The sequence below is a fragment of the Pseudomonas sp. ME-P-057 genome (assembly GCF_030208975.1).
In the GTDB taxonomy this organism is placed as follows: Bacteria; Pseudomonadota; Gammaproteobacteria; order Pseudomonadales; family Pseudomonadaceae; genus Aquipseudomonas; species Aquipseudomonas lutea.
This window is the reverse complement of record NZ_JARVSX010000021.1, coordinates 193943-217766: the sequence shown is the minus strand read 5'-3', so window position 1 is coordinate 217766 and position 23824 is coordinate 193943. Positions and strand designations below refer to the sequence as shown.

The following is a 23824-nucleotide window of genomic DNA, read 5'->3' as shown; positions in this document are numbered from 1 at the left end:
TCTGTCAGACCAAGCCTGTCCATCCGGTCCTTCAGCTGCACAATCGTTTCCAGTTGAGAATCATTGCTTTTATTTAGTCAGCTTGCGTCGTACCCTCGCGCGCATGTCGCCTATTTTCCACATATCCGTCGCAGCCCTTCTGGCCTGCCTCAGCTTCAGCGCTGTGGGCGAGAAACTGCGAATCGTGACCGAGCCCTGGTCGCCCTACGTCATCGTGGACAAAAATCAGGCATCCGGACTGGATTACGACACCACCGCGATCGTATTCCAACGCCTGGGCATCGACGTTGAATGGCAGTTCCTGCCGTGGAAGCGCTGCTTGATGATGTTGCACGACGGGGAAGCCGACGGGGTTCTCGACATTTTCAAGGACGAGGAACAGACGGATTTGTTGTACCCGAGCGAGCCGCTTTCAAGCATCGACTGGGTATTGTTTCAAGCCAATGCCAGGCCGCACGCGGTCACGGGCGTGCAAGACCTGCAGGGGTTGACCGTCGGCGTGTCGCCTGGGTACAGATACAGTGCGGCTTTTGACAGCTCGACCTTGTTCATCCGAGAACCGGCGCCCAGCCATGAAGCAAATTTCGGCAAGCTGGTTCGTGGTCGCATCGACTTGATGGTGACTGACCGCTTGCTGGGCCAGCAGATGATCGAGCGACTCAAGCTGGGCGATCAGGTCAGCGAACTGCCCTTCACCATTAACCATCGAGGGCAGTATCTTGCCTTGCGTCGCAACGCCGGCATGGATCTACTGGCACAGCGGTTTAGCGCCGAGTTGAAGCGATTCAAGCGCGAACCCGCTTACGCGAAGCTGGTGGCCAGGTACACGGGTGAGGCGCACGTCGGCCTTCCTGCAGACGCTGGCAAGGGAACCGATAAAACCGTTGAGCAGCAGGAAAGCAGCGCGTTGTGATTGCTCTGTTATACTCCGGCGTCCCCGCCAGGCTTTCGCCCGGATGCCCGGTCTCTCAGAAGACTTCTCGACACCGTCAGCAGCGCACTTTTAGCGCCCCTGCCTCGAGTTGAACTTACAGACCTCCACAGGACCGGACGCCGTTGCACTCTCCACGGACTGTGCAATTAACGCAGCAGGGCCAAGCGCAGTCACTGTACGTGCAGCACCTTCCAGCCTGCGCCTGGAAGATCATCCCTATTTGGGCCTCATGGGCCCCAACTTAAGACAGGATTACTCATGTCCTTTGCTTCCCTCGGTCTCTCCGAGGCTTTAGTCAGCGCCATCGAGGCTGCTGGCTACACCCAGCCTACTCCGGTGCAACAGCGGGCCATTCCCGCCGTGTTGCAAGGCCGCGATCTGATGGTCGCCGCTCAGACAGGTACTGGTAAAACCGGTGGTTTCGCCCTCCCGATTCTGGAGCGGTTGTTTCCTGACGGTCATCCGGACAAATCCCAGCGTCACGGCCCGCGCCAACCGCGTGTACTGGTCTTGACCCCAACGCGTGAACTGGCCGCTCAGGTTCACGACAGCTTCAAGCTCTACGCCAAGAACCTCAAGTTCGTCAGCACCTGCATTTTCGGCGGTGTGGGCATGAACCCGCAGGTTCAAGCCATGGCGCGCGGCGTTGACGTACTGGTTGCCTGCCCGGGTCGTCTGCTCGACCTGGCCGGCCAGGGCAGCGTCGACTTGTCCCACGTCGAAATCCTCGTACTGGACGAAGCCGACCGCATGCTCGACATGGGCTTCGTTCACGACGTGAAGAAAGTCCTCGCTCGTCTGCCGTCCAAGCGCCAGAACCTGCTGTTCTCGGCGACGTTCTCGTCCGACATCACAGCACTCGCCGGCAAGCTGCTGCATAACCCGGAACGCATCGAAGTCACGCCACCGAACACCACGGTTGAGCGTATCGAGCAACGCGTGTTCCGTCTGCCGGCCAACCACAAGCGCTCGCTGCTGGCGCACCTGATCACTCAGGGCGCGTGGGAACAAGTGCTGGTGTTTACCCGCACCAAGCATGGCGCCAACCGCCTGGCTGAATACCTGGACAAACACGGCCTGAGCGCTGTGGCCATTCACGGTAACAAGAGCCAGAACGCGCGCACCAAGGCGCTGGCTGACTTCAAGGCCGGCACCGTTCGCATCATGGTCGCCACAGACATCGCCGCCCGCGGTCTGGACATCGATCAGTTGCCTCACGTGGTCAACTTCGAGCTGCCCAACGTCGACGAAGACTATGTTCACCGCATCGGTCGTACCGGTCGCGCTGGCCGTAGCGGCGAGGCGATCTCGCTGGTCGCGCCAGACGAAGAGAAGCTGCTGAAAAGCATCGAGCGCATGACCAAGCAGAAGATTGCCGATGGCGATCTGATGGGCTTCGACATCACGGCCGTTGAAGCCGAGAAGCCGGAAGTTCGCGAGCGTCCGGATGTGCGTAACCCACGCAATGCCCGTGGCCCGCGTGGCGATGGTCCGAACGGCGGCGGCGGTGGTGGCGGTCGCAAGGACAAAGGCAAAGACAAAGGCAAGGAGAAGCCGGCAGCTGCGGCCGCATCCGGCGAACGCCCGGCGCGTCCGGCACGTCCGCAAAAGCCTCGTCAGGGCACAGCGTCGAGCGAGTCCCGTCAGGCGCAGCCGGCGACTTCCAATGCGAACCGCGCACCCGACGAGTTCCTGGATGACGAAGTGGACAACTTCGGCAACCGGGCCGACTACGTCAGCCCTTATCAGAACAAGAACCAGAGTCGCGGCCGCCGTCCGGGCGCTCCGGCCACGGGTGCAGCACCTGCACCTCGCGGTCAGGCGCCGGGCCGCAGCGCTCCGCGCAGTGGTTCGGGTACCGGCGCATCGGCCGGAACCGGTACTGCCGCAGGCGCTCCGGCAAAACGCAGCGGGCCTCGCAATGGTTCTGGCCGTGACGGCCAGGCTCGTCGCGACGAGCAGCCGCGCGCTCGTCGTCCGGCGCGTGAGGATCAGCCTGCACGCCAGGAACCAGCGGTTCGCGGCCCTCGCGACGGTCAGCCGGCGCCGAAGATCATGCACAAAGAGTCGAAGTCCGATCGCTTCCCTTCGGCTGAACAACTTGATCAGTTGCCGAGCCGCCCCCGCGGTGAAAAACCAGCCCTGCTGACCCGCAACCGCGAAGGTTAAGCAGCGACGGCAGTTCTGCAACCACTAAAAAGCCCCGACTGGTTCGGGGCTTTTTTGTGTCTGCCGGCTTATGAGTCTGTAGGAGTGAGCTTGCTCGCGATATGCGGTGGGGCAGATACAAAGCGCTGCCTGGTAGATAGCAATCGCGAGCAAGCTCACTCCTGCAGATGCGGTGAGCAGTACATTCTCAGGAGTGCCCCATTGTCATCGCAGCGCAAGCATCGCTGAAAAAGCGCTACACACAAAAACGCCGACCCAAGGGTCGGCGCTTTGTAACCACAACAACTCGTCTTACTTGGCTTTGACGCCTTCGAAAACGATGTCCAGGTCCATGGTGTCGGACTGTGGGCCCAGGTCCATCATCTTGCCGAAATCAGAACGCTTGATAGACGTGGTGCCTTCGAAGCCGGCACGGTAGCCGCCCCACGGATCCTTGCCTTCACCCAGGAAGGTGGTCTTGACGGTGACCGGCTTGGTCACGCCGTGCAGGGTCAGGTCGCCAATCACGTCAGCCGTGGTTTTGCCGTCAGCGTTCTTGCCAACGTTGGTGATCTTGGTAGAGACGAACTTGGCGTCAGGATAGGTCGCGACGTCGAGGAAGTCTTTGCTGCTGATGTGCTTGTCGCGCTCGGCGTGGTTGGTGAAGACGCTGGCGGTTTTGACATCGATGTTGATCTTGCTGTCTTCAGGCTTGGCAGCGTCGAAGCTGAACGTGCCGGTCCAGTCCTTGAAGGTGCCGTAGATGAAGCTGTAGCCCAGGTGGCTGATCTTGAAGTTGATGAAGGCGTGCTGGCCTTCCTTGTCGATGGTGTAATCAGCGGCCATTGCCTGACCGGCCGACAACAGGGCAGTACCAAGAGCCAGTGCAGCCAGTGTCTTTTTCAACATACGTCATCTTCCTTTCTAGTTGATTGGGTATCGGGCCTTGCGGCCAAGCATACGGACAAGCGTGGCATCACGATCAACGAAGTGATGCTTCAAAGCGGCCAGCCCATGAAGCCCGGCGAAAATCACCAGAGTCCAGGCCAGATACAAGTGCACAGTGCCCGCCACGTCCGCCTGGTCTGGCAGTCCGCTGATCAACGCGGGCACTTCGAACAATCCAAACACCGGAATCCCGACACCGTCTGCGGTGGAAATCAGGTAACCGGCAAACATCACCAAAAACAGGTCCAGGTACAGGAAAGCGTGCCCCAGTTTCGCGGCCGTTTTCACAAACCGGCTGTGGGCTGCAGGAGCTGCCGGCGGCGGGCTGACGAAGCGCCAGATCACCCGGATCAGCATGAACAGGAACAACGTGATACCGATGCTCTTGTGCAGGTCCGGGCCAGCTTTGCGCCACGTGTCGTAATAGCCGAGCCCAACCATCCACAACCCTAGCGCAAACATGCCAAACACGGTCAGCGCGACACCCCAGTGTAGAACGATGCTGACCCAGCCATAGCGGGAAGAAGAGTTGCGTAGCTGCATGCCAAATATCCTGTGAGGGCCGAGGCAAAGACTATCGCTTTACCTATCGAAAGAAAGCGCAAAATTTTGCTTTGGAATATCAGGAAATCCGATGGAAATTTCCCGACATATTTTCGTCCGGAAAAGATTAACCCAGCGTTACCTCCGTCCAGACGAAAAAAAGGCGCGGTATCAAGCCGCGCCTTTCTTAAACCCTCACCGATCAGTTTTTGCTGTCGGCTGCGGGTGCTGATGCTGCCGGTGTTGCCGCTTTGTCAGCCGGAGGCTTGGCTGGCGCTTTTTTCGCGGCATCGGTTTTTGCCGGGGCCTTGTGAGTGGCGGCCGGTTTGGCCGGAGCCTTTTTAACGGGCTCCTTCTTCGCCGGTTCTTTCTTGGCCGGTGCCTTCTTGGCAGGCTCCGTCACCGCGGGTTTGGCCGGTTCAACCACTGGTGCCGGCGGTGGAGTCACTGGCGCAGGGGCCGGCGCTGGAGCAGGTGCGACTTCCGGGGCTTTCTCCGCAGGTTTTGGCTCAGGCTTGGAGCCACCGAACAGGTTGGAGAAGAAGCCGCCGATGCCGCCGCTGCTTTCCTTAACGGGTTCAGGCGCTTTCGGCGGCGGCGCTTTGACCGGCTCGTAGGACTTGCCTTCGGAAAGGCCCTGCACCTGAGTGGCCGCGCGCTGACCAGAGCGCAATGCGCCTTCCAGTGTGCCCGGGTACAAGGTGTCGGTGTGCTCGCCGGCAAAGGCTACACGCTGCAGCGGTCTTTCCCACAAACGCCAGTACTTGCTGATCTGGCCCGGGCCGAACGCCAGGTACGCGCCGCCACTTGATGGGTCGATGCTGGAGCGACGCAGCTCATAGCCGGTAAACGCGCCGCGTGCCTGTGGATAAAACGCCTGCATACGGATCAACACTTGGTCGACGAGTTGCTTGTCGCCGAACGCCTGCATGATGCGAGCGTTGTCGCCCGCCAGGTTGATCACCACGTTGGCACCGCCCTTGAGGGCTGGCTCGATCCACAGCATGCCCAGACCGGTGTTGCTATAGATTTCGCCAGACATCCGCGCCTTGCTGTCCCAGACCGGAGTCTTGAACTTGAGCATAATCTGGTCATGCCAGCCGTAGTTGGTGCTCTTGATCGCGCCCAGACGCTGGGCGTCCAGTGCAGGCGTCATCTGGATCTTGCTCAGCGCGCGCAGAGGGACAGCCATCACCACGTACTCGGCCTCGTAACCCACCGAACCCACTTTGACGGTCACACCGTCTTTGTCCTGGTTGATGGCCGACACTGGCGAGTTGGTCTTGATGACTTTCAGTTGTTTGACGAACTCCTCGGCCAATACGGCGCTGCCGCCCGGCAGGCGTGCGGCACGACGGTCGCGGTCATCGACGTCGCGGTTGACTCGTGATTGCTGTGCGAGATACAGCAGCGACAAACGCGAAGGCTCGTCATAGCGCGTACGAATCTGCTGGTTGATCAGCTGGCGCGCGGTCGGCGGCAAGCTCAGACGGTCGAGCCAGTTGGAGACGGTGATCTGGTCCAGCGCGAACAGCGTGCTGTTGGCCGCCGGGTTGTTCGGGTCGGTAATCGAGCGGGCCATGTCGTCCAGCGCCGCTTCGTAACGCTTGATGGCGTCGGCCGTTGCTGGCTGTTTGGTCGCAAGGTCCGCGCCGGTGAAGTATTCACCTTCGATCAGGTAACTGGGGGTACGCACGAATTCCGGCGCGGGCACCGCTTTGATCTTGAAGCGATCAATGTACTGATTGAGCAGCGGCTGAGCCTTGGCATTGCCGATCCACTCGCTGCCGGCCAACCCGGAACGGCCGCCGACGGCGGGTTTGGCTTCCAGCAGGGTCACTTGCCAGCCCTTGCTCTGCAGCTCGTAGGCTGCGGTAAGCCCCGCCAGACCACCGCCCACGACAATCGCCGTATGCGGTTTATCCACGGCGAGCGCTGACGCACTGACCATCCCAACCATCACCAGCGCACAGGCGCGCAGCCAACCAGAAAGCATTCAGCGAACTCCGGAGAAAAACGGGGGGAATTGTCGGATTTTATTGTCCGATTTTTCGAAGAGCGCGAAGGATACGCCAGCCGCGAAACGCCCGCCAGCACTGTCGCTGGCCATGATTTACGCGTACACAATGACCGAAACAACGCGCCAAAGGTTGTCCCGCCAGCATGCATTGCATAGGCTTGCGCGATTGTTTGCCCTCGCGTCACGCGAGCCGCTATGTGGAGAAGAGTAATGGGCCTTAACGACCAGTGGATGCAACGCGACCTGAAGGTCCTTTGGCACCCCTGCACTCAGATGAAAGACCACGAGACATTGCCGCTGATACCGATCAAGCGCGGCGAAGGGGTCTGGCTGGAGGACTTTGAAGGCAAGCGTTACCTGGATGCGGTGAGCTCGTGGTGGGTCAACGTATTCGGCCATGCCAACCCGCGCATCAATCAGCGCATCAAGGACCAGGTGGATCAGCTGGAACATGTGATTCTGGCCGGTTTCAGCCATCAGCCGGTCATTGAGCTGTCGGAACGGCTGGTGGCGATGACGCCTGAAGGCCTGACCCGTTGCTTCTATGCCGACAACGGATCTTCCTGCATCGAAGTCGCGCTGAAAATGAGCTTTCATTACTGGCTCAACCGGGGCAAGCCGGACAAAAAACGCTTTGTCACCCTGACCAACAGCTACCACGGCGAGACCATGGCGGCGATGGCGGTAGGCGATGTGCCGCTGTTCACCGAGACTTATAAAGCACTGCTGCTGGACACCATCAAGGTGCCGAGCCCGGATTGCTATCACCGGCCCGAAGGGGTGAGCTGGGAAGACCACACCCGCACGATGTTCGCAGTGATGGAGCAGACCCTGGCCGAGCATCACGACAGCGTTGCGGCAGTCATCATCGAGCCGCTGATCCAGGGCGCAGGCGGCATGCGCATGTATGACCCGATCTACCTCAAGCTGCTGCGCGAAGCCTGTGATCGGTATGGCGTGCACCTCATTCACGATGAGATCGCGGTCGGTTTCGGCCGGACCGGCACTATGTTTGCCTGTGAGCAAGCCGGCATTCGCCCGGATTTCCTTTGCCTGTCCAAAGCGCTGACGGGCGGCTACCTGCCGCTGGCGGCGTGCATCACAACCGATGACGTTTACGACGCTTTTTACGACGATTACCCGACGCTACGCGCGTTCCTGCATTCCCACAGCTACACCGGCAACCCGCTGGCGTGTGCGGCGGCGTTGGCGACGCTCGACATCTTCGAGCAGGACAATGTCATCGAAAACAACAAGGCGCTCGCCCAGCGCATGAAGACTGCAACGGCGCATCTGGTCGATCACCCGAACGTCGCCGAAGTGCGGCAGACCGGAATGGCGATCGCCATCGAAATGGTCCAGGACAAGGCCAGCAAGACACCGTACCCATGGCAGGAACGGCGCGGGCTCAAGGTGTTCGAGCACGCACTGACCCGAGGCGCATTGCTGCGTCCGCTGGGCAGCGTGGTGTATTTCCTGCCGCCGTACGTGATCACGCCGGAGCAGATCGACTTCCTGGCGCAGGTGGCGACCGAGGGCATCGACATCGCCACGCGCAGTAGCGTGAGCGTGGCCGTGCGGGAGAACTTTCATCCGGATTTCCGTGATCCGGGGTAGCCCTTTACGACCTGCCGTGACTTCCGCACGATGATGGTGATTACACTGTAGGAGCCGGCTTGCTGGCGAACGCGGTGTGTCATTCAACAGAAATGAACATGACCCAACGCGTTCGCCAGCAAGCCGGCTCCTACAAAGTGAGTTCGCGATACCTCTTCAAAGAGAAACAACCATGAGACTGTCCCGCTTTTTCGTTGATGCCACCCTCAGCATCGGGGAGCATGAACTGCCTGAGGCCCAGGCCCATTACATCAGCCGCGTGTTGCGCATGTCTGAAGGTGATGCCGTGCAGCTGTTCGATGGCTCGGGCCTTGAGTTTCGCGCCACGTTGGCAGAGGTCGGGAAAAAACAGGTCCGTGTGCAGGTGACCGAAAGCTTTGCCGGACAACCGGAATCGCCGCTGCAGATCCATCTCGGCCAAGGCCTTTCTCGTGGCGAGAGGATGGATTGGGCCATTCAGAAAGCCACCGAACTGGGCGTGACGCAGCTGACCCCGATCATCAGCGAGCGCTGCGAAGTGCGCCTTAAGGATGAGCGAGCAGAAAAGCGCCAGGCGCACTGGCAGCAGATCGCGATCAGCGCGTGCGAACAGTGCGGTCGCTCGGTGGTGCCGGTCATCAATGCGCCCGTGACGCTGGCCGATTGGCTCAAGCAAACCGACGCGGACCTCAAGCTGGTGCTACACCCGGTGGCTGCGCCACTGAGCAGCCATGAAAAGCCCGGCAGTCTGGCCTTTTTGATCGGCCCGGAAGGTGGGCTGAATGACGCAGAAGTGACACAGGCGCAGGAAGCTGGCTTTCACGCGGCCCGCCTCGGCCCGCGCGTGCTGCGCACTGAAACCGCGCCGGTGGTTGCGCTGAGTATCGCGCAGCAGCTGTGGGGGGATTTCCAGTAAGGGAAAACGTAGACCGAACGGTAGGAGCCGGCTGGCGAATGCGACGTGTCATCCAACAGTGTCCGACCACCTGCCGGGTTCGCCAGCAAGCCGGCTCCTACAGGTTTGTGTCGCGCGTAATCCCGGCGCGGAATCAGTGTTTTGGCACGCTCCGGGAATCTACTCCGGCAACTCCGTCGCCCGCCGCCGTGCCTTCGCAGGTTCCGGGCGGGCGCAGGGCAGAAACTCTCCGCGCCCCGGTTCGCCCAGCGCATTGCCATCCCACACCCGTTCCCCTCTAGCGAAGGTCATCGCAGGCCAAGCATTCAAGCGCATCCCCTCATAAGGCGTGTAATCGACGTTGTGATGAAGATTGTCGTTGGTCAGTTCTAGATCCAGATTCTCATCCCAAATGACCAGATCCGCATCCGACCCAATGGCGATGCTGCCTTTGCGTGGGTACAAGCCATAGAGACGCGCTGCATTGGTGGCAGTCAGCGCGACAAACGCCTGCGGACTGATCCGTCCTTTGCGCACGCCCTCTGACCAAAGCAGCGCCATGCGCGTCTCGATGCCCGGAATGCCATTGGCCACTTCGGAAAACGGTGCAGCGTCGCCATGCGCGCGCTTGCCGTCGGTACCGGCGTAGCGAAAAGGCGCGTGATCCGATGAGAACACTTCAAAGGAGCCATTCTGCAGGCCATCCCAGACCACTTGATGGTTGCCGGCGTCTCTTGGCGGCGGGCTGCAGATGCACTTGGCGCCCTCGAAACTGTCGTCGCAGCCCAGCGAATCCGCCGTCAGAAACAGATACTGCGGACAGGTTTCACCATAGACCTTCAGCCCGTGGCTTTGCGCCCAGCGGATTTGCTCGATCGCCTCGCGCCCGGACACATGGACGATGAGAATCGGCACATCCACCAACTCGGCCAGTGCAATGGCGCGGTGTGTGGCCTCGCGCTCGACGAGCATGGGACGTGACGTGGCGTGATAACGCGGCGCACTGTGGCCGGCAGCCAGCAACCGCTCGGTCAGCCAGGCGATGCAGTCGCTGTTTTCAGCATGCAGCATCACCATCGCGCCTTCGGCTCTGGCCACTGACAGGGTTTCCAGAATCTCCCGGTCATTGAGTTTCAATGCGTCGTAGGTCATGTAGATCTTGAAGGAGGTATAACCCTCGGCAATCAGCTCGGGAAGCTCTCGGCGCAGGACGTCCTCGGTAGGGTCGGTGACGATGAGGTGAAAGGCGTAGTCAATCAGTGCCCGACCGTCCGCGCGCCGATGGTAATCCTCCACCGCCGCCCGCAGGGTTTGGCCTTTCTGCTGGCAGGCAAAGGGAATCACCGTTGTGGTCCCGCCGCATGCCGCCGAGCGGGTGCCGCTTTCGAAGTCATCGGCCATGATTGACCCGTCACCTGTCGGCTGGTCCAGGTGCACATGGCTGTCGATGCCACCCGGGGTGACGGTCCGCCCCTGTGCATCGACCTCCTGCGCCGCACCTTGCAGGCCAAGGCCCAGCGCAACGATACGACCGTCGCGGATGCCGATGTCGCACAGGAAGCCGTCCGCAGCCGTGACCACGTTGGCATTGCGGATGATCAGATCGAAAGCCTGCATGTCGTTTACTCCGTCAGCCGCGGGCGAGCCAGGCCTTGGCGATTTCTTCGCGCGTGGTAAACCAGACGCCTTCACGTGCCTGGGCGTACTCGATGAAATGCTTGATTGCGCGGACCCGGCCCGGACGGCCGACCATGCGCGGGTGCAGCCCGATGGACATCATTCGCAGGCCATCAGCAGACTCTTCGTACAGCACATCGAAGCTTTCCTTCATGTATTCGAGGAAATCGGATGCCTGGGACAAGCCCGGGGAGTTCCAGTAGCGGAAATCGTTGACGTCGCTGGTGTAGGGCACCACCAGATGCTGCTTGCCTTCGACGTCGACGAAGTACGGCACGTCATCGTTGTAGGCGTCAGAGTCGTAAAGGAAACCACCCTCCTCTGCCACCAGTCGGCGCGTATGAACACTGGCGCCATAACGGCAGTACCAGCCCACCGGCCGTTTCCCACAGGTGCGCTCGAACGACTCGATCGCGAGCCGAATGTGCTCGCGCTCCTCGGCCTCGGTCAGGCGAAATACCTCTTCCCAGCGGTAACCGTGGCTGCAGATCTCATGACCCAGTTCGACCGCCGCTCTGGCAACGTCCGGGTTCTGCTCGAAGGCCACCGCGCACGCATGAAAGGTGGCGGGGACATTGGCGTGTTGCAGGATGTCGAGGATGCGCCAGATGCCGACGCGTGCGCCGTATTCGTACATCGACTCCATCGCCAGATTGCGCACACCGTCAGGAAACTGATAGCTGCCCCATTCGGTCATGCTCTCCTGATCAGGATCACCCATGGCCAGCGAACGCTCGGAGCCTTCCTCGTAGTTGATGACAAAGTTGATGGCCAGCCGCGCACCGTTGGGCCAGGTGCCTTGGGGACGCTGCCGGCCGTAGCCGACCAGATCTCGAATGGGTAACGCCATAAAAGCCTACTCCTGCAAACGTTCGAACAGTCGGCAAACCGCCAAGCCAGAGCCTCAGCAGTCGATGGTTTTCAATGCATCGTGGTCAGGCCCGTCAAGAGTCTGGCCAGTTCGGAAAGCAAGGCCCATGGCCAGGGTTTGAGCAATGCAAAACGCTGCGGTGAGCGAGCGAAAGCCCAGCAGCTCGGCGTCGTTGACCTCGATCATCACCGACGCGGTCTGTCCGATGGGGCTGAGGATGCTGTCAGTAATCGCCACAATGGGCGTTCCTGCAGCCACCGCCTGCTCGCAGGCCTCGATGGTTTCCTGTGCGTACGGTGGAAAACTCACCGCCACCAGCACGTCGTCGCTGTGCAGCGCCCCCACTTGTTCCCGCAGGCTGCCGCCCAGACCGCTGATATGCACGGCACGACGACCGACACGGCTGAGCGCGTAGCTCAAATAAGAGGCCATAGGGAAGGAGCGACGCATACCGATCACAAACGTGGTCCGGGCTTGCTCCAGCAGTTCGATGGCCTGCTCGATGGCCTGGACCTGCTCGCCCTCAGCCAGATGCTCAAGGGACACGATGTTGGCGCGGCTGAAGGCAGAGAGCATGGCACCCACATCGGTGGGGTCGTCCAGCAACTGCTCACCCCGGTAATGCCGGATGCGTTCTTTGAAACTGCCCTGCCCCGCCTGCTGCAAGGGCTGCTTGAACAAGCGCTGCAGATCGCTGAACCCACCAAAGCCCAGCGCCTGCGCCAGCCGAATGAATGCCGAAGACGGGATCCCGGAGATCTTCGCCAGCGCGGCGACGGTATTCAGTGCGACGTCGTGCGGATGCTCGTTCAGGTAATGCGCCGCGTCACGTTGCCGTGCGGTGAGGCGTTCCTGATATTCGACGATGGCTGAACGCAGCTCGGCCAGGGTTTGGGGTACAGGCATAGAAAGGCTCGATAAAAGTCAGGATGGACGCAGTTCTTTGATCGCCTGGGCCAGGTGCTCCACCAGACGATTCAATTCATCGACGGTGTTGTAGTGCGCGATCGACACACGAACCACGCCGCCATAAGGGGTCAGGCCCAGTTGTTCGATCAGGCGTCGGGCGTAGAAGTCACCAAAGCGAATACCCATGCGGTGGTTATCGACGCGGCGCACGATGGCTTCCGACTGAATCCCCTCGACCACGAAGCTGATGGTCGGCACGCGATCACCCTCCGTCACTCGGGACTTTCCGATGATCCGTACGCCGGGGGTCTCACGCAGAAATGCCAGCAGGGTTTCGGCCAACAGGTCTTCCTGCGCTTCAAAGGCATCGAACGCAGCCTGCATCAGTTGGCGTTCGCTGCCACTGGCGCCAAGGCGTTTGCCGATGTCGATCAGGTAATCGTTGATGCCGATACAGCCGTAGGAAAGCTCGTAATTGAGATTGCCCGGCTGAAGCTTGTAGGGGATGACCTCCTTGCCGATGAAAAAATGATTGAGGCTTGGCAGCTCCAGCAACGCCTCGCGTTTGCCCCACATCACCGCGAAATGCGGGCCGAATGTCTTGTAGAAACTGAACACGTAGTAGTCGGCGCCACTGGCTTGCACATCGACCAGCCGGTGCGGCGCGTAGGCCACGGCGTCGACGCACAACTGGCCGCCGACTGCGTGCACCCGACGCGCGACTTCGGCCACCGGGTTGACGCTGCCCAGGATGTTCGACGCGTGAGTCATGGCCACAAAGCGCGTCTTCTCGTTCAGCAGCGCATCCAGGTCGCCAAGCTCCAGCTCCAGGCTCTGCGCATCGACTGGCCAGACACGTAACGTCGCGCCGCGCTCTTCGCACAGACGCACCCAAGGCCCGATATTGGCTTCATGATCGCAGTTGGTGACGATGATTTCGTCGCCGATCTGGATCGACGGGGCGATGGCGCGGCAGAGGATTTGCAGCAGGTGGGTGGTCGAGCCGCCCATCACGCACTCTTCCGGATACCGCGCGTTGATGAACTGCGCGACCGATTTGCGCGCCTCCATGACCCGCTCGCCGGCGGCTACCGACTCGCTGTAGGACGCGCCCAGTTGCACGGCGCTGTTGAGCAGGTAATCGGTGATGCGCTCGGCGACCGGTTTGAGCACCGCCGAGCCGCCGGCGTTGTCCAGGTAGGCGTAGCCGCTGCTGAGGGCGGGAAACTGGCTGCGTACGTAATCGATGTCCAAGGCATTCAAGGCATGAGCTCCTGAGTCTGATCAGTGGTGCAGGATGGCCTGCAAAAACGCACGGGTTCTCGGCTCTTGAGGGGCCGTGAAGAAATCGTGCGGGTTGTTCTGTTCGATGATTCGGCCGTTTTCCATAAAGATCACCCGGTCGGCGACCTTGCGCGCAAAGCCCATCTCGTGGGTGACAACGACCATGGTGACGCCGGAGCGGGCAAGGTTCTGCATGACGTCCAGTACTTCGCCGACCATCTCCGGGTCGAGCGCCGAGGTGGGTTCGTCGAAAAGGATGACTCGCGGTTCCATCGCCATGGTCCGGGCAATGGCGACGCGCTGCTGCTGACCGCCGGACAACTGGCTAGGGTATTTCGCCGCGTGGGCGCCCATGCCGACTTTCTCCAGCAGCAGGCGGGCGCGCTCGTTGGCGTCACGGCGCGACATGCCGCGCACCCGCACTGGCGCCAACGCAACATTGGCGAGCACGGTGAGGTGCGGGTACAGGTTGAAATTCTGAAAGACCATGCCGACTTCGCAACGGATGCCCGCCAGTTTCGGCCCGGTTTCAACACGCTGACTGCCCACGCGAATGTCGCCCTGCTGGTATTCCTCAAGCAGGTTGATGCAGCGAATCAACGTGGATTTGCCGGAGCCCGACGGCCCGAGAATCACCACCACTTCGCCTTGATCGACGGTCAGATTGATATCGGTCAGCGCCTGGAACGGCCCGTAGAACTTGGCCACGCCTTCCATCTCGATGACGGTGCTCATGCGCTTTTCCTCCCGGCGCCGTTACGACGTTCGATCCAGCTCACCAGTTGCACCAAGGGCAGGAGCAGCAACAGGTACATGACCGCCGCGCCCACCAACGGTGTCGGGTTGGCGGCCAGCGCCTGTGCCTGAGTGGCCTGTTTGAGCAGATCGGGCATTGCCACTACGGACGCCAGTGCGGTGTCTTTCATGACGTTGATGCAGTTGCTGGTCATGGGCGGCATGACGATGCGCATGGCCTGCGGCAGGATGATGTCGCGCATGGTGTTGAAGAAACTCATGCCTTGGGAGGCCGAGGCTTCAAATTGCCCGCGCGGAATCGCCTCGATGCCGGAGCGGAAAATCTCGGCTGAGTACGCGCAGGACACCAGCGACAGCGCCGCCGTGGCCGCTGCGAACGACGACAGGCGAATGCCCACGAATGGCAGCGCGTAATAGATCAGCACCAGCAGCACCAGCAGCGGAATAGAGCGCAGTACGTCGATGTAGACCCGCGCCAGGAAGCGCACCGGCGCATAGCCATACAACCTCAGCATTGCCAGCACCAGCCCGCCCACCAGGCCGAGAATGATGCTGACCACGCCGAGCATCACCGTCACGCCCAGACCGCGGAGCATCAGTGGCAGCGCATCAACAAACACGCTCCAGTTGAAGAACGTTTCTAACAACTCCATTGCGATTCCTTGGTGGCGAACAGCGGCGGGTGCGGGGTGGCTGAGCCGGTTGGGTGATCAGCTATTACTTGAGGACGTCGACCACCTTGACGGTGCTGGACTGCGGATCAGCGTCGGCACCGAACCACTTCTTGTGCAGGTCGGCGATCACGCCTTCCTTCTTCATGGTGCTGATGATGTCGTTGACCTGACCGGCTGATGCCCAGCCCTTGGCGTGCATCAACGAGTACTTCTCACCGGTAGGAATTGTCGCGACGACTTTGTACTGAGGTTTGTCCTTGATGTAGTACAGGACCGCCGGAATGTCGCTGATATAACCGTCCATACGGCCGGACGCGAGATCAAGCATCGCGGGTGACAGCCCTTCGTAGCGCGAGACTTCCTTGAATTTGTATTCAGCCTGGTGAGTGTTCACCCACATGTCGCCGGTCGAGCCGGTGTCAACGCCGACGACCTTGCCATCCATGTCTTTCAGCCCGGTGATGCCGGATTTCGCCAATACGGAAAGGGACTGGTCGCTGTCGTAATACGGCTGGGCGAAGCCGACGGATTCAAGGCGCTTGGGCGTGATGGTGATCGAGGAGATGGCGATGTCGGCGCGCTTGGACTGCACGGCACTGAACAGGCCGTTGAAAGGAATATTGATGAATTCCACTGTCTTGCCAGCGCGTTTGGCGACTTCCTTCACTACATCGACTTCAAAGCCGACAATGTCGCCCTTGGCGTCTTGAAACTCCCACGGCACGTTGCCCACATTGGCGCCGACGGTCCAGTCTGCGGCCCAAGTGGAAGCGGAAAAGGCGGTTGCCACGGCCATGCTCAAGAGTACTTTCACATTCATGTCTTGCTCCCCGATTGATCAGTCAGTTCAAGAAGGCCGCCTTACCACGAGAGGGGGCGTTTCGAGGATCAGACTAGGATGACGAATCAAATAATTCAACAAATAAAATAAATGAATTAAATGCTTCAATCGGGTGCGAGTGTTTCCCGCATTGGTGCAGGTGGGAAAGCACGGAAGGTTGTGGGGTGAACAGAAAATGATCAGCGCGTTGGGTGATGCAACGCACCGAAGCGGAGCATGGTCAGCCCAGCCTTTCGGCAGTCGGCCTGGGTTAAATGGGCTAGCTGCGTCAGACCTGAATCCGTTGGAGCCGGCTTGCTGGCGAACCGGTTTCAACATCCCCCATCACCGTGGCTGGGCTGCCGTACCGCTTTCTTCATCCACCATCACCGTGGCTGGGCTGACGCATTCGCCAGCGAGCCGGCTCCTACAGGTGATCTTGCGCCAAATGCACGATCGGCGTGATGCCACGATATTGCGCTCATGTCAGACGCATTACCTGCCCCATACCCCGACCCGTAGGAGCCGGCTTGCTGGCGAACCAGTTTCAACATCCACCATCACCGTTGCTGGGCTGACGCATTCGCCAGCAAGCCGGCTCCTACAGGTAATCATCTTGCGTCAAATGCACGAACTGCGTGACGCCACGATATTTGGCTCATGCCAGACGCATCTCCTGCGCCATACCCCGACCCGTAGGAGCCGGCTTGCTGGCGAACCATTTTCAACATCCACCATCACCCTGGCTGGGCTGGCGCGTTCGCCAGCAAGCCGGCTCAGGTGATCTTGCGTCAAATGCACGAGCTGCGTGACGCCACGATATTTGGCTCATGCCAGACGCATCACCTGCGCCATACCCCGATCCGTAGGAGCCGGCTTGCTGGCGAACCGCGCAGGGATTGCGCGCGCGCCGTCGGTGTCTGGCGCAATCGGAGTGAAGGAGCGCGCTTGCCCGCGAATGCAATTTTCTCTGCACCATCGATGATGGCTGACCGGCCGCCTTCGCGGGCAAGCGCGCTCCTACACGTTCTCCGTCGAATCAAGACGCCATGGCTGGCGCGGAATCCGTAGCGGCGCCCTTGGCAGCCTGACCTTCTAGTCTCACAGCACGTAGCGCGTGATCGCGACGAAATGCAGCAGGCTGCCTGCGATGACGAACAGGTGCCAGATGCCATGGAAATGCCGGACGCGGGTGTCGAACGCGAAGAAGATAATGCCCACGGTGTAGAACACGCCGCCCAACGCCAGCCACACGAACCCGGCCATGCCCAGCGCAGCCATCAGGGGTTTTACCGCAACCAACACGATCCAGCCCATGACGGCGTAAATGACGATGGACATCACCCGTGCTTCGGAACGGGGTTTGATTTCCTGCAATATCCCAATGATCGCCAGTGCCCAGACGATGCCGAACAAGGTCCAGCCCCAGGGGCCATGCAGCGTTACGAGGCAAAATGGTGTGTAGCTGCCGGCGATGAGCAGATAGATCGAAAAATGATCAACCTTCTGCATGAGCACTTTGGCGCGGCCGCGCACGCTGTGGTAGACCGTCGAGGCGCTGTACAACAGCACCAGCGCCACGCCGTACACCGCAACGCTGATGATCTTCCAGATATCACCCGTCATCGTCGCGACGACGAGCATCCAGATCGCACCGATCGTCGCCAGAATCGCCCCGACCAGATGGGTCCAGGCGTTGAATTTTTCTCCGTAATACATCCGAGAACTGCCTCTCTGTATGGCCCAACACGCACCTAGGGTCATGCTTATGGCCTGAGATGACAACGCATTGTGTCGGCGTTGAGCGAATTTAATGCAGTCACTCGCCCATCACTTCGGCACAATCGGGCGCTCGTAAAACAAGAACCGCCGCAGGCCAACACCATGCAGATCGACGAAGAGCTCACACTCAAAAAGCTGGAAATCTTTCTGGCGTTCATGCGAACCGGCAATCTGGCACGGGCGGCGGCGGAATTGCAGACGAGTACGGTCAGCGTGCACCGAGCGATTCATTCACTGGAAAGCGCCCTGCGTTGTCCGCTGTTCAAGCATGAGGGCCGCAACCTCACGCCGCTCGAAGGCGCTTATGTGCTGGAGGAAAGGGCGCAGAAACTGGTGCAGGACGTGCTCAGCACCATCGAGCAGACCCGGCAGGCGGCCGGTTTTTCAGCGGCGCGTTTCAAGCTCGGTGCGCTGTATTCACTGACCGTGAAAACCGTGCCGCAGTTGATCATGGGCCTGAAAATCCGGCGCAGCGAGCTCAACATCGATCTGATTCTGGGCTCCAACATCGACCTCTTCTACAAACTGAAAAACATGGAGGTGGACGCCGCGCTGGTGTCGCTCAACGAAAGCGTGAGCGACCCCGACTGTGATCAGCTGCCGTTGTTTTCCGATGACATCTTTCTTGCCACGCCGGCCGACTCACCGTTCGCCCAACAGAGCGAGGTGGACCTGAGCGACCTCCGCGAGATGACCTTCATCACGTTGACCCAAGGCTTCGCCACCCATCGTGACGGCGCGCAGGTGTTTCAGCAGGCGGGGTTCGAACCGAAGATAGCGATGCAGGTAAACGACATCTTTACGCTGCTGAGCATGGTCAGCTCAGGCGTGGGTTACGCCCTGTTGCCGGGGCGTATCGCAGCCGTGTATGAAAACCGCGTCCGCCTGGTGCCGCTGCAGCCGAGGTACCGGATGCAACAGCACATTGGCCTGGTCTTCCTGAAGGCGCGAGAGCGAGACCCCAACCTGCTGGCGTTGCTCGCGGAGTGCCGGATGTACTCGAACCGGCTGGCCCAGGCCTGAGCCGCCTCCACCTGTAGAGGCGCGCTGGCCCGCGAGGAGGCCAGTGCAACCGACGCATCTCCCTCGTCCGAACTCAAGCATTCGCGGGCAAGCGCGCCTCTACAGGTTTTGCGGCGGACAATCGTCCGGGCTGGCCTTGAGGAATTGCGCTGACAACATGCTGCCACTGGGCCTCAGCCCAAAATACCGCGCACGATGAAGTACAGCAGTGACGGCCCCAGCAGGCAGCCCAGTCCGGTATGGAATGTTGCGGTGAGCGCGCCGTACGGCACCAGTCGACGATCCGTCGCGGCCAGACCTGCCGTCACGCCGCTGACAGTCCCGGCCAGACCACCGAAAACCATCGCCGAGCGTGGGTTATCCAGCCCCATCCAGCGGGCCGCCATCGGGGTTCCGACCATCACCAGGATGGCCTTGATCAAACCTGTCGCGATGGACAGCGCCATCACGTCCGACGTAGCCCCCAACGCCGCGCCCGTGACCGGCCCGACGATGTAAGTCACCGCACCCGCGCCTATGGTGGTGATGCTGACGGCATCGCGGTAGCCAAACGCATAAGCCACGCAGCAACCGACGATAAACGGCAGCAACGTGCCGAGCAGCAGCGAGAACGCGCCAACCCAGCCGGCCTTTTTCGCTTCGGTCGCCTGCACTTCGAAGGCCGTGGCGACGATGGCGAAATCACGCAGCATCGACCCGCCCATCAAGCCAATCCCGGAGAACAGCGCCAAGTCCGCCAGCCCTTTCTGCCCGCCGGTCATCGTGCCGCCCACCCACGCCAGGACAAGGCCAATGACGATCGCGATGGCCGAACCATGAATGCGCCCAAAAGTCAGTCGCTTTGACAGAACAACCGAAATCCACATCACCACACCGACCACCGCAAACGCGGTCACAAGGCCCTGGCTGATCAAGTCTTTCTGAATGAGCTCCCACATCTCAGCGGCCTCCTGCTGGCGAAACAGTTGGCGCGATCACCGGCAGCGGATGTGCGAGTTCGTCCTCTTTGGGCAATGGCTCGCCTTTATTGATGCGGCTAATGACCGCGATCGTGCAGCCACAAACCACCACCGACACCACCGCCGCGATGACCGCGATCGGCCCGCCTTTAAGCGCCGTGACAACGTTTTGCTGCGCAGCCATGGCCACGACGACCGGGATGTACATGGCACCCCAGAAGCCGACGCCCATTTCGCAGCCCTCGCTCATGCCGCCGCGCTTTTGCATGAACAGGCGCGCACAGATCAGCAGGATCATCGCGATCCCGACGCCGCCCACGTTGGATTTGACGCCCAGCAGAGCACCGAGCAAGTCACCAAGAATCACCCCGGCGAGGGTGCAGATTGCGAGTAACGCAACGCCGTAAATCACCATTGTTTTTATCCTCAAATTGCATCGTCGAAGTTGTTGTTTTTGTGTTCCTTCGAAAGCAGCTGTCGGTTTATGGGTGGCGGCGTTCCTCCTCTCGCGACAGTGCGCTGAGCGTGTCCAGACGGGCGCCCTGATAGGCAACGGCCGTGCCCTGTTCAAAAACGCGGCGCGCCAGGCCGGTGAGTACGGTGCCCGGCGGCAGCTCGATTTGAAGCCGCGCGCCGCGCTCGTACGCGGTTTGCACCGTGCTGCGCCAGTCGACGACTCGGCACATGTTGAACGCCAGATCGTCGCGCACCTTGTCGGCGCTGAGCATCGGCCGCGCCGTGCTGCCGCTGAGGTACTTCAGTGTCGGTGCGCTCAGAGAAACACTGGCAAACGCATCGGCAAGCGTGCGAGCAGGTTCTGCCAGCAAATCGCAATGGGACGGTACGCTGACCGCCAGTCGCTTGGCCGCTGCGGCACCCTGCTCTTTCGCGAGCGCAGCGACAGCCGCCATGGCTTCGTCGCGTCCGGCAACCACAAACTGGTTATCAGCGTTGATGTTGGCCAGATAGACCGGGCTCTCATCGCTGTGAATTCGAGCGATCAGCGACTCGACCGCGGGTTGGTCGAGCCCGATCAGCGCAGTCATGCCGTAGCCCTGTGGATAAGCGCGTTGCATCAGCTCGCCCCGCAGCGCGACCAGCCGTACGGCATCGGAGAAACCCAGCGCCCCTGCGATGACCGCTGCGGGATAAGCGCCAATCGACAAACCCGCGACCATGTCAGGGGTGCTTCCATCGGCCAGCAACACCCGCGCGCACACCACGCCGGCGATCAACAGACACAACTGAACGGCGCGGGTAGATTGCAGGGCAGCAGCGGTGTCGAGGGTCAAGGCATCTTCATTCAACACAGCGCTCGCCTCTGCCAGGCACTGCGCAACCAAGGGATGATCCGGCAACCCGTGGAGCATGCCCGGCTGTTGCGCGCCCTGACCGGGAAACGCCCAGAAGCTGCTCATGCCGCGCATACCTGCACAAGCCAAGGGTTATCCACAAGCCGTGCGCCGTCTTCGGTTTTGAGCAGCACCTGGCGTGACGGTCCTGCCCACTCGCGCAGCGCCACTGCACCCAACGGAGTCTGCAGCTGAAGGTCGATGCGGCACACCGCGCCAGCCAACTGCTCGACCAAACGCGCGGCGTGCTGGCGGTCAATAAAATTCGGGGTGCGCAGGATGAGATCGAGGTCGCTGCCTGCATGCAACACTGGGACGCCACTGGCCAGTTCAAAGCCGGCACTGCCCGCCACGCCCCATGGAAGGCCGAGCGCTTCCATCAGTGGACGGACTTGCTGCAAGGCGCGCAAGGCCGGCCAGTCGGCGTCAGGCGTCATGGCGTTCAACGCTTCAGGCCGCACGCGCCGTTGCACCTCGTCGAGTTTCATATGCGTGGCGTAGCGCTGATCCCGCGACCGACCCCGCACGCCCACCGCCACCAAGCCTGCCGCGACACGGGCGCGGCGCACCACCACCGGATGACCCAGGCCAACGACCTCGAACACCCACGCTGGTGCGTTGACCGGCAACGCAGACGCCGGCAGACCCCACAACAAATCGTGAGGCAGCAGCGACTCGACAGTGCTCATTACCACTGCGCCCGCAGCAGTTCGCGGACTTTCGACGACGCCGCACGGTTCGGCGCACCAAGGCGTGAGCTCAGATCATTGGCGCCGGCCAGCGTGTCTTTGACCGCTGCAATCAGGCAGTCCTGAACGCGATTGAGATCCGACGCTGTGGGTTGTTCAATTTGCTCGACGGACAAGGTTTCCCAAAGCAGGCCGAGGCTGGCGTAGCTATCAATGTCGTAAGCCATTGGCGGCACGCTGGCGGCGAGCTTTTCCAGTTCTTCGACGCTGCGCAGAGTCACCCGCGCCGCTGACGCCTTGCCCATTGCATGAACCATCACGCCCGGATCGCGCAGGGCAATCAACCGATTGGCCTGATAGCCATGGGCGAGGAAAGCCCCGGACATTGCTTTGCCGACTAACAGACCGATCACCGGATGCCCGGCCAGGCGCGCCCGAGCATAAGCGTCAACGGCGCCGGCCAGTGCTTGATGAATGCCCAGCGCTTCTTCCCTGCGGCCATAGGCCTGACTGGGCACGTCGATGATCGCGACGAGCGTGCGTTTGCTGCCACTGTCCCGATCCAGCTCGATGGCGCCGTCCACAGCCTGTGCCAGCCCCCATCCTTCGAACAGGCCCACCTCGCCGCTCTGCGCGCGTGAAAAGCGGTTCGCAGGGTCGGCAACCACTGCAACGAAACGTGCCGGACGATCACCGAGCGTGCCGTCGGCGACTTTGACCGACGCCGGGAGCCCAGTGGCTTCAGAGGCATTGGCGGCCAGCGCATTGAACCAGTTCAAGCCACGAAGTGAATAAGTGCTCATGAGCGATCTCCCTGGTACACGCTGCGCACGGTCGCGGGTTCTATCTGGCGAGCAGTGTCCACTTGCGACAGACGTTCGAGAAACCAGGCGTATCGACTGCTGCGCTCCAACTCGGGTTTACCCTTGTGCAGCAAGGTCCGCACCTGTTGCTGAATGGCGCTGATGTCATCAGCGACAAAAGCATCCACCAGGCCGCTGGCGAAACGTTGCTCACCTCCGGTCAGGCTCCAGATAAACGGCCGGTCACGTGAGTCGTACTCTTCAATGCCGGCTTCCTGCTCGATGACCTGCGGGCCGTTCAAGCCCAGACGCGCTTCCTGAGTGACCACCAGATAGCTGCACAACCCCGCCGCGATCGACATCCCGCCGAAACAACCCACGCTGCCGGCCACGACGCCGATCACCGGTTGATAACGACGCAGATCAACAATGGCGGCGTGAATGTCGGCAATCGCGGCCAGACCGAGATTGGCTTCCTGCAAGCGGACGCCGCCGGTTTCCAGCAGCAGAACCGCTGCGGTCGAAATGCCCTTGCGATTGTCTTCAGCAGCCAGTTCAAGTGCGCCGGCCATTTTTGCGCCGCCAACCTCACCCATGCTGCCGCCTTGAAAGCCTCCTTCGATGGCGCAAATCACGACTGGCTTTCCATCAACCGTGCCTTTGGCGATGACCACCCCATCGTCGGCTTGTGGCACCACACCTTGCTTGGCCAGCCAAGGGGAGACCAGACGCTCGAAGGGGTCGATCAGCTCACGAAAACTGCCGGCATCCAGCAGTGCACGAGCGCGTTGCCGGGCGCCGAGTTCGACGAAACTGTGTTTCTTCAGAAGCAGTGCGCTGTCAGTCATGACCGACCTCCTCGAACCCTTGCTCCAGGCGCAGTCGGACCACCCCTGGTGTGGCGCCGAAGTCGTGAATGTCGATGCTCAGTGCGGGAGGCGTTTGCTCCTCGAACATGCGCTGAAACAGGTTTTCCCAGCGCGCCGAACTGCCGTTGACCGACGTCACCACCTGAATCGTCAGCTTGCCCGGCAGGCCCGGTTCAAGGAGCACCTCCAGATCGCCGGAGCCCACGCAACCCACCAGCGCACGGTTCAAAGGCGGCTGCCCGGCGGGAAATTCAAAAGACAGGGTTTCCATG

Annotated in this window: 23 protein-coding genes; 5 read left to right on the top strand and 18 right to left on the bottom strand. The window is 61.0% G+C overall.

Annotation, left to right across the window (positions count from 1 at the left end; translation table 11 throughout):
* Positions 1 to 103: 103 nt before the first annotated feature.
* Both QRN48_RS12165 and rhlE2 read left to right on the top strand, forming a co-directional pair.
* The gene (locus tag QRN48_RS12165; RefSeq protein ID WP_037018933.1) at positions 104 to 913 is read left to right on the top strand and encodes a substrate-binding periplasmic protein; all 810 of its coding nucleotides are present in this window, start codon (positions 104 to 106) and stop codon (positions 911 to 913) included.
* A 279-nt stretch (positions 914 to 1192) separates the two neighbouring features.
* Positions 1193 to 3103 (top strand): RNA helicase RhlE2, encoded by a 1911-nt coding sequence (rhlE2, locus tag QRN48_RS12160; protein WP_191944622.1) that lies wholly within the window; start codon positions 1193 to 1195, stop codon positions 3101 to 3103.
* Between the two features lie 291 nt (positions 3104 to 3394).
* Here rhlE2 and QRN48_RS12155 read toward each other — a convergent pair whose 3' ends face one another.
* From QRN48_RS12155 to QRN48_RS12145, 3 genes are all read right to left on the bottom strand, one after another.
* On the bottom strand, positions 3395 to 3991 hold the full coding sequence (locus QRN48_RS12155; protein WP_037018930.1) for a YceI family protein: 597 nt from the start codon (positions 3989 to 3991) through the stop codon (positions 3395 to 3397).
* Positions 3992 to 4006: 15 nt separating this feature from the next.
* Positions 4007 to 4573, bottom strand: a complete 567-nt coding sequence (locus tag QRN48_RS12150; protein ID WP_285350811.1) for a cytochrome b — start codon at positions 4571 to 4573, stop codon at positions 4007 to 4009.
* A gap of 202 nt (positions 4574 to 4775) precedes the next feature.
* Positions 4776 to 6569 (bottom strand): flavin monoamine oxidase family protein, encoded by a 1794-nt coding sequence (locus QRN48_RS12145; RefSeq protein WP_285350809.1) that lies wholly within the window; start codon positions 6567 to 6569, stop codon positions 4776 to 4778.
* Between the two features lie 234 nt (positions 6570 to 6803).
* On the opposite strand from QRN48_RS12145, the gene QRN48_RS12140 reads away from it, so the two are divergent.
* Both QRN48_RS12140 and QRN48_RS12135 read left to right on the top strand, forming a co-directional pair.
* Positions 6804 to 8210, top strand: coding sequence for an adenosylmethionine--8-amino-7-oxononanoate transaminase (locus tag QRN48_RS12140; RefSeq protein WP_191944624.1), 1407 nt, complete (start codon positions 6804 to 6806; stop codon positions 8208 to 8210).
* A 172-nt stretch (positions 8211 to 8382) separates the two neighbouring features.
* Entirely contained in the window at positions 8383 to 9105 is a 723-nt protein-coding gene (locus QRN48_RS12135) for a 16S rRNA (uracil(1498)-N(3))-methyltransferase (protein WP_285350806.1), read from the top strand.
* A gap of 159 nt (positions 9106 to 9264) precedes the next feature.
* Here QRN48_RS12135 and hydA read toward each other — a convergent pair whose 3' ends face one another.
* The 8 genes from hydA to trhA all read right to left on the bottom strand — a co-directional run bounded on the left by hydA (position 9265) and on the right by trhA (position 17794).
* The gene (hydA, locus tag QRN48_RS12130) at positions 9265 to 10701 is read right to left on the bottom strand and encodes a dihydropyrimidinase (RefSeq protein WP_285350805.1); all 1437 of its coding nucleotides are present in this window, start codon (positions 10699 to 10701) and stop codon (positions 9265 to 9267) included.
* Positions 10702 to 10714: 13 nt separating this feature from the next.
* Positions 10715 to 11611: an allantoinase PuuE gene (locus QRN48_RS12125; protein ID WP_191944627.1), complete on the bottom strand. Its 897-nt coding sequence runs from the start codon at positions 11609 to 11611 to the stop codon at positions 10715 to 10717.
* A 54-nt stretch (positions 11612 to 11665) separates the two neighbouring features.
* On the bottom strand, positions 11666 to 12538 hold the full coding sequence (locus QRN48_RS12120) for a MurR/RpiR family transcriptional regulator (protein ID WP_285350803.1): 873 nt from the start codon (positions 12536 to 12538) through the stop codon (positions 11666 to 11668).
* Between the two features lie 18 nt (positions 12539 to 12556).
* Entirely contained in the window at positions 12557 to 13804 is a 1248-nt protein-coding gene (locus QRN48_RS12115; protein ID WP_191944628.1) for a cysteine desulfurase-like protein, read from the bottom strand.
* Between the two features lie 21 nt (positions 13805 to 13825).
* Positions 13826 to 14560 carry an amino acid ABC transporter ATP-binding protein gene (locus QRN48_RS12110; protein WP_037018914.1) on the bottom strand — a complete coding sequence of 245 codons (735 nt, stop codon included), beginning with the start codon at positions 14558 to 14560 and terminating at the stop codon, positions 13826 to 13828.
* On the bottom strand, positions 14557 to 15234 hold the full coding sequence (locus QRN48_RS12105; RefSeq protein ID WP_191944630.1) for an amino acid ABC transporter permease: 678 nt from the start codon (positions 15232 to 15234) through the stop codon (positions 14557 to 14559). The genes QRN48_RS12110 and QRN48_RS12105 overlap by 4 nt, the downstream gene beginning before the upstream one ends.
* A 64-nt stretch (positions 15235 to 15298) precedes the next feature.
* The gene (locus QRN48_RS12100) at positions 15299 to 16075 is read right to left on the bottom strand and encodes a transporter substrate-binding domain-containing protein (protein WP_037018911.1); all 777 of its coding nucleotides are present in this window, start codon (positions 16073 to 16075) and stop codon (positions 15299 to 15301) included.
* Between the two features lie 1101 nt (positions 16076 to 17176).
* Positions 17177 to 17794 (bottom strand): PAQR family membrane homeostasis protein TrhA, encoded by a 618-nt coding sequence (gene trhA, locus QRN48_RS12095; RefSeq protein ID WP_285350801.1) that lies wholly within the window; start codon positions 17792 to 17794, stop codon positions 17177 to 17179.
* A gap of 165 nt (positions 17795 to 17959) precedes the next feature.
* Here trhA and QRN48_RS12090 point away from each other — a divergent pair, with 165 nt between their 5' ends.
* A complete protein-coding gene (locus QRN48_RS12090) occupies positions 17960 to 18880 on the top strand; it encodes a LysR family transcriptional regulator (protein ID WP_037018907.1) in 921 nt (306 codons plus the stop codon).
* Between the two features lie 173 nt (positions 18881 to 19053).
* On the opposite strand, the gene madM is transcribed toward QRN48_RS12090, so the two are convergent.
* The 7 genes from madM to QRN48_RS12055 all read right to left on the bottom strand — a co-directional run bounded on the left by madM (position 19054) and on the right by QRN48_RS12055 (position 23823).
* Entirely contained in the window at positions 19054 to 19818 is a 765-nt protein-coding gene (gene madM, locus QRN48_RS12085; protein ID WP_037018905.1) for a malonate transporter subunit MadM, read from the bottom strand.
* 1 nt (position 19819) lies between these two features.
* The gene (gene madL / locus QRN48_RS12080) at positions 19820 to 20254 is read right to left on the bottom strand and encodes a malonate transporter subunit MadL (RefSeq protein WP_037018903.1); all 435 of its coding nucleotides are present in this window, start codon (positions 20252 to 20254) and stop codon (positions 19820 to 19822) included.
* Positions 20255 to 20321: 67 nt separating this feature from the next.
* Entirely contained in the window at positions 20322 to 21257 is a 936-nt protein-coding gene (gene mdcH, locus QRN48_RS12075; RefSeq protein WP_285350799.1) for a malonate decarboxylase subunit epsilon, read from the bottom strand.
* Entirely contained in the window at positions 21254 to 21886 is a 633-nt protein-coding gene (locus QRN48_RS12070; RefSeq protein WP_285350798.1) for a malonate decarboxylase holo-ACP synthase, read from the bottom strand. Before QRN48_RS12070 ends, mdcH begins: the two co-directional genes overlap by 4 nt.
* Positions 21880 to 22683: a biotin-independent malonate decarboxylase subunit gamma gene (mdcE, locus tag QRN48_RS12065; RefSeq protein ID WP_285350796.1), complete on the bottom strand. Its 804-nt coding sequence runs from the start codon at positions 22681 to 22683 to the stop codon at positions 21880 to 21882. The genes QRN48_RS12070 and mdcE overlap by 7 nt, the downstream gene beginning before the upstream one ends.
* Positions 22680 to 23531 (bottom strand): biotin-independent malonate decarboxylase subunit beta, encoded by an 852-nt coding sequence (locus QRN48_RS12060; RefSeq protein ID WP_285350795.1) that lies wholly within the window; start codon positions 23529 to 23531, stop codon positions 22680 to 22682. The genes mdcE and QRN48_RS12060 overlap by 4 nt, the downstream gene beginning before the upstream one ends.
* A complete protein-coding gene (locus tag QRN48_RS12055; protein ID WP_285350793.1) occupies positions 23524 to 23823 on the bottom strand; it encodes a malonate decarboxylase subunit delta in 300 nt (99 codons plus the stop codon). The genes QRN48_RS12060 and QRN48_RS12055 overlap by 8 nt, the downstream gene beginning before the upstream one ends.
* Between the last annotated feature and the right edge of the window lies 1 nt (position 23824).